The following is an 8,562-nucleotide window of genomic DNA, read 5'->3' on the forward strand; positions in this document are numbered from 1 at the left end:
GTCGCCAGGTGCACACGATCACGACCTGGAAGCAGATGACCTCGAGGATCCCGAGGGCCAGCAGCAGCCACGGGATGCCGCCGAGCTCGGGATTCTCGGCGGCCATGTGCGTGAACTGCCCTGGGATGCTCAGGAACTGCGCCATCACGAGACCGGCGAAGACGATGACGAGCAGCACACGAAGGGGGAGTACGACACGATCGAGGTTGCGCATGCATCGACTTTCGCTCAGTATCTATCGTTTGTCAATCGCTCAAGACAACGCTCCGTACAGTTCGATCGGTCAGGAACGGAGAAGCAGCCGGCTCCACCCGACCCGTAGCGTGGCAGCCATGAGCCTCATCATCCACGCGAGCTTCCTCTCGCACGACGACCCCGCACGGGCGCTGGCGTTCTACCGCGACCTGCTCGGATTCGAGGTGCGCGGTGACGTCGGCTACGACGGGAAGCGCTGGATCACCGTCGGACCGATCGAGCAGCCCGACACGTCCATCGTGCTGGAGCCGGCCGCCGCCGCACCGGGCCTGACCGAGGAGGAGCGCGAGACGATCGCCGCCATGATGGCCAAGGGCACGTACGGCGGCCTGCTCCTGGCATCCGCCGATCTCGATGCGACCTTCGAGCGCCTGAGGCAAGCCGGCGTCGAGATCGCGCAGGAACCGACCGACCAGCCCTACGGACAGCGCGACTGCGCCGTGCGCGACCCTGCAGGCAACCTGATCAGGATCCAGGAGCTGCGATGACCGTGGACCACGCCTCGCGTCGGTCGGAACTGGTTGAATYGTGGAAGGCCACGCCGGGCATCCGGGCGCATCGCCGCGCCCAGTGGAGGGAGACAGATGAGCACGACCACGACCGCGACGCACCTCACGAATGGCGAGGGCCGCGTCGCCGACAGCCATGACCTGATTCGCGTGCAGGGTGCTCGGGTGAACAACCTGAAGGACGTGAGCGTCGAGATCCCGAAGCGTCGCCTGACCGTGTTCACCGGGGTGTCGGGCTCAGGCAAGAGCTCACTCGTGTTCGGCACGATCGCCGCCGAGTCCCAGCGCATGATCAACGAGACCTACAGCGCGTTCGTGCAGGGTTTCATGCCGACGCTCTCGCGCCCCGACGTCGACGTGCTGGAGGGGCTCACCACGGCCATCATCGTCGACCAGGAGCGCATGGGTGCGAATGCGCGCTCCACGGTGGGCACCGTCACCGACGCCAACGCGATGCTGCGCATCCTCTTCAGCCGGCTCGGCCAGCCGCACATCGGGTCGCCGCAGGCGTTCTCGTTCAACATCCCCAGCGTGCAGGGGAGTGGCGCGATCACCATCGACCGCGGCGAGAGCACGACGATCTCGCGCGACTTCAGCCAGATCGGCGGCATGTGCCCGAGGTGCGAGGGCATGGGAACGGTCTCCGACATCGACCTCACGCAGATCTACGACGAGACCAAGTCGCTCGCCGGGGGAGCGATCACCGTTCCCGGCTACACGGCCGACGGCTGGTCGGTGCGCATCTTCTCGGAGTCCGGCTTCTTCGACCCCGACAAGCCGATCCGCGACTACACCGAGTCCGAGCTGCACGACTTCCTCTACCGCGAGCCGGGCAAGGTGAAGGTCAACGGCATCAACCTCACCTACGAGGGGCTCGTGTCGAAGCTGCAGAAGTCGATGCTGTCGAAGGACGTCGACGCGATGCAGCCGCACATCCGCGCGTTCGTCCAGCGTGCCGTGACCTTCACCGCCTGTCCCGAGTGCGGCGGCACCCGGCTCAGCGAGGGTGCCCGCGCGTCGAAGATCGACGGCATCAGCATCGCGGATGCCTGTGCGATGCAGATCAGCGACCTCGCCGCGTGGGTGCGGGGCCTCGACCAGCCCTCCGTCGCACCACTCCTCGCCGGACTGCAGCAGAACCTCGATTCGTTCGTGGACATCGGCCTGGGCTACCTCTCGCTCGACCGGCCCTCGGGCACGCTGTCAGGCGGCGAGGCGCAGCGCACGAAGATGATCCGCCATCTCGGGTCGTCGCTGACGGATGTCACCTACGTCTTCGACGAGCCCACGATCGGCCTGCACCCGCACGACATCCAGCGGATGAACCGACTCCTGCAGCAGCTTCGCGACAAGGGCAACACCGTGCTGGTCGTGGAGCACAAGCCCGAGGCGATCGCGATCGCCGATCACGTCGTCGACCTCGGTCCGCGCGCCGGGTCCGCCGGAGGAGAGATCGTCTTCGAGGGCACGGTGGACGACCTGCGGGCGAGCGACACACTCACGGGGCGGCACCTGGACGATCGGGCGTCGGTCAAGGGGGAGGTGCGAACGCCGAACGGCGCATTGGAGATTCGGGGCGCGTCGGAGAACAACCTCCACGAGGTCGACGTGGATGTCCCGTTGGGCGTGCTCGTCGTCGTGACGGGGGTGGCAGGATCGGGCAAGAGCTCGCTCATCCACGGATCGGTGGCTCCACGCGACGGCGTCGTCTCCATCGACCAGGCCGCGATCCGCGGGTCTCGTCGCAGCAACCCGGCCACGTACACCGGCCTGCTCGAGCCGATCCGCAAGGCGTTCGCGAAGGCCAACGGCGTCAAGCCGGCGCTGTTCAGCGCGAACTCCGAGGGCGCCTGCCCGAACTGCAACGGGGCCGGGGTCATCTACACGGACCTCGGCATGATGGCCACGGTCGAATCACCGTGCGAGGTCTGCGAGGGACGGCGCTTCGACACCTCGGTGCTGGAGTACAAGCTCGGCGGTCGCGACATCAGCGAGGTCCTCGGCATGTCCGTCGCCGACGCCGAGTCGTTCTTCAGCGCGGGGGAGTCGCGCCTTCCCGCCGCGCACGCGATCCTGAAACGGCTCGGCGACGTCGGGCTCGGCTACCTCACCATCGGCCAGCCGCTCACGACCCTGTCGGGTGGTGAGCGCCAACGGCTCAAGCTGGCGACCCACATGGCGGAGCAGGGCGGCGTGTACGTGCTCGATGAGCCGACCACGGGCCTGCACCTGGCCGATGTCGAACAACTGCTCGGGCTGCTCGACCGCCTCGTCGATGCCGGCAAGTCGGTCATCGTCATCGAGCACCACCAGGCGGTCATGGCCCACGCCGACTGGATCATCGACCTGGGACCGGGAGCCGGGCACGACGGCGGTCGCGTCGTGTTCGAGGGCACCCCCGCCGAGCTCGTGGCGGCGCGATCGACGCTCACCGGCGAGCACCTGGCAACGTACGTCGGCTCCTGACGAGCGGGCGGTCGCTCGCGCGGATGGGCTCGGCTCGCTGACGTCGTTCACCAACTTCAGGCTTGACTTATATAAGCACAGACGCAAGAATCGACGCATGCACGCGCTCGATGTCCTGGGGGATCCAGTGCGCCGCCGCATCCTCGAGCTGCTCGCCGACGGCGAGGCCCCGGCCGGCCGCATCGGCGCGATGATCAGCGAGGAGTTCGGCATCAGCCAGCCGGCGGTGTCGCAGCACCTTCGGGTGCTGCGCGAACAGGGCTTCGCCACCGTCCGGGCGGAGGGCACCCGACGGCTCTACGCCGTCGACGCAGACRGGCTCCAGCAGGTGAACGCCTGGCTGACTCCGTTCGAGCGCTACTGGCGCGGGCCGTTGGCGGCCCTCGGAACGGAACTCGCCCGCGGCCGACGCGAGCAACGCCTGGGCGGCGGAGACCCCGGGCCGGGTGAAGCCGGGGATCCAAGCGATCCAGCACCACGAGATGAGGAGCAATGATGGTTGACGTTCGTTCGCAGGTCGAGGCCGTGACGCGCACCCTGCGCACCGCCACGGTCGACGGTGCGGCATCGCGGATCCAGACGATCGCCCAGGACTATCCCGCCGGCATTGATGACGTCTGGGAGGCGACCACGACACCCGATCGGATCGCACGCTGGTTCCTGCCCGTCTCGGGCGACCTTCAGCTCGGTGGTCGGTACCAGCTCACGGGCAACGCGAGCGGTGAGGTCCTCGAGTGCACGCCACCCTCCGACGGAAGTGCGAGCTATCGCGTCACGTGGGAGTTCGGCGGAGGCGTCTCCTGGGTGACCGTCCGGCTCACGTCGCTGGGATCTGACCGCACCAGGTTCGAGCTCGATCACGTCGCACGAGCCGCCGAGCTGCCGGCCGGCATGTGGGAGACGTACGGGCCGGGTGCCACTGGCGTCGGCTGGGATCAGGCGCTGCTCGGCCTGGCGCTGCACCTCGGCGCGCTGGACGGCCGGATCTCACCCGGGGAGGGCGAGCAGTGGGCGCTGTCCGCCGAGGGCAACGCGTTCAGCCGAGCCGCAGCGGACCGCTGGGCCGACGCGCACGTCGCCGACGGCGCAGATCCCGACGACGCCGCTCGCGCGGCTGACGCGACGTTCGCGTTCTATACCGGGCAGACGCCTGGTGCCTGACGGGACCCAAGCAGTCGCGCCGAGCCCGGCCATTGCGTCCGGCTCGTCACCCCTTCCACCAGGCATCGCCGTGCGCCGATAATGCACATTATGTCGGTTTGAGTTTCGGGAACCATGCGTGGCCCCCCTGCAGCATCCGCATCCGGGGCTCGGCGGTGTCAGTGCTTCTGCAGTTCCTCGGCGAGCATCACGAGAATGCCGCTCGGACCGCGCAGGTACGTGAGCTTGTAGACGTCCTGATACGTGGCCACGCCGCGCAGCGGGTGGCAACCGTGTCGCGCGGCGATCGCGAGGGCCTCGTCCAGGTCATCGACGGAGAAGGCGACGCGATGCATGCCGATCTCGTTCGGACGTGTCGGCTCCGTCTCGATCGCCTCGGGATGGAGGTACTCGAAGAGCTCGAGCTGGCCATGACCGTCGGGCGTGTTGAGCACGGCGATCTTGGCGTGATTGCCATCGAGCCCCACGGCGGTGTCGGTCCATTCCCCGCTCACCGTGTCGCGGCCGACCACCGTCAGGCCCAGGTCGGTGAAGAAGGCGATGGTCGCCTCGAGGTCGCGCACGGCGATCCCGACATTCTCGAGCTTGATGGGCATGCCTGCATGCTATCGACCCGCACCGACACGCGACTCGAGCCGGCCGGAGGCGACTTTCCTGAGAGTTTGCTGAAGACGATGGGGCGCTGCTCCCCCGGGCCAGCGCGGGCGCCGGACATACGAAGCCGAGCACACGAAAGGGAGGCCGTCTCGACCTCCCGCTTTCAGGATATCGGAGCGAGGGGGCCTTGCCGCAAGGGCCCCCTGATGGCGCACAATGGACGGCCGTCCCGACACCCACTCGAGGAGCCGTCCTGACCACCAGCGTGTTCGACCTTCCGCCCCGACTCGCCGACAAGGCGCAGCCCACCTTGATCGCCGCCGACGAACAGCACTTCGCGGCCATCGCGACGACCCTGGAACGCTCCATCGTCGACGTCTCGACCAGGCTTGAACGCGTCCGCCAGTCACCGGGCGGTCGCGGACAGGCTGCGATGGACCGCGACCTCGAGATCCACCACCTCACCGCGCGCTTGCGCACCCTGCGCCGCTATGGACTGGACCTCTGCCTCGGCCGCATGGATCCCGACGGCGAAGACGCGCTCTACATCGGTCGCCTGGGCCTCGTCGACGAGGACGGGCGCCGCCTGCTCCTCGACTGGCGCTCCCCCGCCGCCGAGCCCTTCTTCGGCGCCACGCACGGAGATGCGATGGGGCTCTCGAGCCGGCGACGCTACCGCTGGACCCGGGGCCGGATCACCGACTACTGGGACGAGGTGTTCACGACGGAAGGGTTCGAGGGCCACCGCGCTGCGCTCGACGACCAATCCGCGTTCATCGCCACCCTCGGCGGAACGCGCTCCGACCGCATGCGCGACGTGCTGGCGACCATCCAGGCCGACCAGGACGCCATCATCCGAGCCGGTTCCCGTGGCGCGCTCGTCGTCGATGGCGGACCGGGCACCGGGAAGACGGTCGTCGCGCTGCACCGAACGGCGTACCTGCTCTACTCCGACCCGCGGCTCGGACACCGCCGCGGTGGTGTGCTGTTCGTCGGGCCGCACCAGCCCTACCTCGACTACGTCGCCGATGTGCTGCCGAGCCTCGGTGAGGAGGGCGTGCAGAGCTGCACGCTGCGCGATCTCGTTCCCGAGGGCCCCGGAGCAGGCCGCGAGTCGGACCCGGCTGTCGCACGCCTCAAGGCGTCGGCACGGCTGGTGGAGGCCGTCACGGCCGCCGTCGCGCACTACGAGCGGCCGCCGGCGGGAGGGATGACGGTCGAGACGCCCTGGGCGGATGTCTGGCTCGACCCCGACGACTGGGCCCAGGCGTTCGACGCCCGCGAGCCCGCGACTCCGCACAACGAGGCGCGCGAGGAGGTCTGGGAGGCGCTCATCGCAATCCTCATGGACAACCACGACGAGGACATGGCAGATACCCGCCTGCGCAGCGCACTCGAACAGAACACCGACCTGCGCGCAGCGTTCACTCGCGCGTGGCCGCTGCTCGACCCCGCCGGGGTCATCGGCGACCTGTGGTCGGTTCCCGCCTATCTGGCGGCGTGCGCACCGTGGCTCTCCCCCGCCGAGATCCGGATGCTCCGACGCGACGACGCCCGCGCCTGGACCGTCTCCGACCTGCCGCTCCTGGATGCCGCGCGGCAGCGGATCGGGGACCCCGAGGCATCACGTCGGAGACGTCGTGACGAGGCGGCCCTCGCGTCGCATCGGGAGGTCATGGATCGCGTCGTCGACGACCTCATCGCATCGGACGACTCGGCATTGGGCGTCATGAAGATGCTCAGCGGGCAGGACGCGCAGGTCACGCTGGTCGAAGAGGCCGTGCAGGTGACACGCGATCACGACATGCTCGCCGGGCCGTTCGCGCACATCGTGATCGACGAGGCACAGGAGCTGACGGATGCCGAGTGGCAGATGCTGCTCTCGCGCTGCCCGTCTCGCAGCTTCACCATCGTCGGCGATCGCGCCCAGGCCAGGCACGGCTTCAGCGAGAGCTGGCGACAACGGCTCGAGCGGGTGGGCTTCCAACGGATCGACCTCGCGAGCCTCGCGATCAACTACCGCACGCCCGAGGAGGTGATGGCCGAGGCCGAGCCGGTCATCCGCGCCGCCCTTCGCGACGCGAACGTGCCGACGTCGATCCGCAGCAGCGGGCTCCCGGTGCTGCACGGCGCGGTCACCGAGCTCGACGCCATCCTCGCGACGTGGCTCGCGACCCACGACGACGGCGTCGTGTGCGTGATCGCCGCGAGCGACGCGCCTCTCGATGTGACCGGCATCACACCGGAGTCCGCCACCCGGGTTCGTCGGCTCACACCCGAACTGTCGAAGGGGCTGGAGTTCGACCTCGTGGTCCTGCTCGATCCCGATGGGTTCGGCGACGGCATCGARGGCGCCGTCGACCGGTATGTCGCCATGACGAGGGCGACGCAGCAGCTCGTGGTGCTCTCCCCCGGCTGAGCGGTTCGTCAGAGCTGCTCGGCGCGCTCCTCGCGGAGGTCGCGTTCCTGCGCCTCGCGCTCCTCGTACTTCTCCAGTCGCCGCCCGGTGGCCGGCATGCCGAGTTCGTTGAGCGGCCCCTCCACCTCGTGCTCGGGCAGGCGTTCATCCGTCGGGCAGAGCAGCACGGTGTTCGCGGTCGAGTGGTCGATGACATGCTCGAACATCGGGCGCCCGCAGAGCGGGCAGGGCTTCTGGTCCTCTGGCATCGCGGATGTCTCCTCGTCGGCGGGCATGAGCGGCGAGACGAACGCGGGCCCGAGGACCCGGTCGACGCGGTCGAAGAACCTGGTGAACGAATTGCCCTGTGGCGGGCTCGCCTCCTCGCGTGCCATGCGCCCGATGGTACGCCCGCTGGTCGCGCGTGCACCAGACCCGCTTCCGCGCGTCATAGTCTGATCGGATGGAGAAGGATGCCACTCGTCGCCCGGTCACGATCGTCACGGGCGCCAGCCGCGGCATCGGAGCGGCGATCGCCGAGCGACTCGCGCATGACGGGCACGATCTCGTGCTGACGTACCGTGACCGCGAGGAGGATGCCCTCCATGTCGTGCGCGCGTGCGAGGCATCCGGCTCCCGGGTGCTGCTGCTGCAGGTGGACCTGGCCGACCTCGACGCCGCGGCGACGGTGGTGCCGTCAGCCGTGGAGCGATTCGGCACCGTGACCGGCCTCGTGAACAATGCCGGGATCACGGGACTGATCGGCGGGTTCCTCGACGCGGCGATCGAGGAATCCGAGCTGGTGTTCCGGGTCAACGTACTGGCGCCCATCGTGCTCACGCGCGCCGCGATCGCCCACATGGCGACGGACCGCGGTGGTGCGGGCGGCTGCATCGTGAACATCTCCTCGGGCGCGGCGACCACCGGATCGCCGAACACCTACATCCCCTACGCGATGAGCAAGGCGGCGCTCAACGTGCTGACGATGGGAGCGTCGAAGGAGTTCGGGCCGGTCGGGGTCCGCGTCAACACCGTGTCGCCCGGCACGACACGCACCGAGATCCACGCTGCGGCCGGCCGCCCGAACGCCCCCGACGAGCGCGCCCCCGGCATCCCCATGCGGCGACCCGGCGAGGCGCATGAGGTCGCCGGGGCTGCGGCCTACCTGTTCGCGCC

General features: G+C 69.0%; 8 protein-coding genes and 1 pseudogene. 6 read left to right on the forward strand and 3 right to left on the reverse strand.

Features of this window, described 5'->3' with window-relative positions:
* Nucleotides 1-214 (reverse strand): annotated as a pseudogene (locus AC1DY2_RS10600) (DUF2975 domain-containing protein); the annotation flags it as partial.
* A 118-nt stretch (nucleotides 215-332) separates the two neighbouring features.
* Here AC1DY2_RS10600 and AC1DY2_RS10605 point away from each other — a divergent pair.
* The 4 genes from AC1DY2_RS10605 to AC1DY2_RS10620 all read left to right on the forward strand — a co-directional run bounded on the left by AC1DY2_RS10605 (nucleotide 333) and on the right by AC1DY2_RS10620 (nucleotide 4,391).
* Nucleotides 333-743 (forward strand): VOC family protein, encoded by a 411-nt coding sequence (locus AC1DY2_RS10605; RefSeq protein WP_476762395.1) that lies wholly within the window; start codon nucleotides 333-335, stop codon nucleotides 741-743.
* Between the two features lie 96 nt (nucleotides 744-839).
* A complete protein-coding gene (locus AC1DY2_RS10610; RefSeq protein WP_476762396.1) occupies nucleotides 840-3,230 on the forward strand; it encodes an ATP-binding cassette domain-containing protein in 2,391 nt (796 codons plus the stop codon).
* Nucleotides 3,231-3,327: 97 nt separating this feature from the next.
* Nucleotides 3,328-3,726, forward strand: a complete 399-nt coding sequence (locus AC1DY2_RS10615) for an ArsR/SmtB family transcription factor (RefSeq protein ID WP_476762397.1) — start codon at nucleotides 3,328-3,330, stop codon at nucleotides 3,724-3,726.
* A complete protein-coding gene (locus AC1DY2_RS10620) occupies nucleotides 3,726-4,391 on the forward strand; it encodes an SRPBCC domain-containing protein (protein WP_476762398.1) in 666 nt (221 codons plus the stop codon). Before AC1DY2_RS10615 ends, AC1DY2_RS10620 begins: the two co-directional genes overlap by 1 nt.
* Nucleotides 4,392-4,549: 158 nt before the next feature.
* Here AC1DY2_RS10620 and AC1DY2_RS10625 read toward each other — a convergent pair whose 3' ends face one another.
* Nucleotides 4,550-4,987 carry a VOC family protein gene (locus AC1DY2_RS10625; protein ID WP_476762399.1) on the reverse strand — a complete coding sequence of 146 codons (438 nt, stop codon included), beginning with the start codon at nucleotides 4,985-4,987 and terminating at the stop codon, nucleotides 4,550-4,552.
* Nucleotides 4,988-5,253: 266 nt separating this feature from the next.
* Here AC1DY2_RS10625 and helR point away from each other — a divergent pair, with 266 nt between their 5' ends.
* Nucleotides 5,254-7,407 carry an RNA polymerase recycling motor ATPase HelR gene (gene helR, locus AC1DY2_RS10630; protein WP_476762400.1) on the forward strand — a complete coding sequence of 718 codons (2,154 nt, stop codon included), beginning with the start codon at nucleotides 5,254-5,256 and terminating at the stop codon, nucleotides 7,405-7,407.
* Between the two features lie 8 nt (nucleotides 7,408-7,415).
* Here the strand turns inward: helR and AC1DY2_RS10635 are convergent, their stop codons facing one another.
* Nucleotides 7,416-7,781 carry a hypothetical protein gene (locus AC1DY2_RS10635; RefSeq protein ID WP_476762401.1) on the reverse strand — a complete coding sequence of 122 codons (366 nt, stop codon included), beginning with the start codon at nucleotides 7,779-7,781 and terminating at the stop codon, nucleotides 7,416-7,418.
* Nucleotides 7,782-7,849: 68 nt separating this feature from the next.
* Between AC1DY2_RS10635 and AC1DY2_RS10640 the strand changes: the two genes are divergently transcribed.
* On the forward strand, nucleotides 7,850-8,562 hold a 713-nt coding region (locus AC1DY2_RS10640), incomplete at its 3' end, for an SDR family NAD(P)-dependent oxidoreductase (protein ID WP_476762402.1).

The sequence above is a fragment of the Agromyces sp. P1_H4 genome (genome assembly GCF_056405255.1).

What these genes read in the sequence shown, in the direction of transcription:
- AC1DY2_RS10605 (WP_476762395.1), top strand. Translation starts at nt 333, where the DNA reads ATGAGCCTCATCATCCACGCGAGCTTCCTCTCGCACGACGACCCCGCA.
- AC1DY2_RS10610 (WP_476762396.1), top strand. Translation starts at nt 840, where the DNA reads ATGAGCACGACCACGACCGCGACGCACCTCACGAATGGCGAGGGCCGC.
- AC1DY2_RS10620 (WP_476762398.1), top strand. Translation starts at nt 3,726, where the DNA reads ATGGTTGACGTTCGTTCGCAGGTCGAGGCCGTGACGCGCACCCTGCGC.
- AC1DY2_RS10625 (WP_476762399.1), bottom strand. Translation starts at nt 4,987, where the DNA reads ATGCCCATCAAGCTCGAGAATGTCGGGATCGCCGTGCGCGACCTCGAG.
- AC1DY2_RS10635 (WP_476762401.1), bottom strand. Translation starts at nt 7,781, where the DNA reads ATGGCACGCGAGGAGGCGAGCCCGCCACAGGGCAATTCGTTCACCAGG.